1 protein-coding gene is annotated in these 257 nt (G+C 60.3%); it reads left to right on the top strand.

Going from position 1 to position 257, the window contains the following annotated elements; genetic code table 11:
• On the top strand, window positions 1-257 hold a 257-nt coding region (locus ODQ19_RS28105), incomplete at both ends, for a hypothetical protein (RefSeq protein WP_330211852.1).

Below are 257 nucleotides of genomic sequence, written 5' to 3'. Positions count from 1 at the left end.
GGTGAAGTGCTTACCTCGCATCTGTTCAAGAGCGGCCGAGAGCATCAACGCCAGCAAGGCCAACTGCTCAGCCACTACCACTACGACGACCAGAGCCGCCTACACGCCCACGCGGTAACCCAACAGCAAAACCATTTTTACCAACGCCAATACGACTACGACAAATCCGGCAACCTCACCCGCCTGCTCGACACCCGCAAAGGCGAACACCGCTACCACTACGACCCCCTCGCCCGCCTGACCCGCGCCGATCACTC

The organism is Pseudomonas sp. AM4(2022), assembly GCF_036346515.1.
GTDB lineage: Bacteria > Pseudomonadota > Gammaproteobacteria > Pseudomonadales > Pseudomonadaceae > Aquipseudomonas > Aquipseudomonas paracarnis.
Note: the sequence above shows the minus strand (reverse complement) of the source record. Positions and strands in the feature narration are given on the sequence as shown.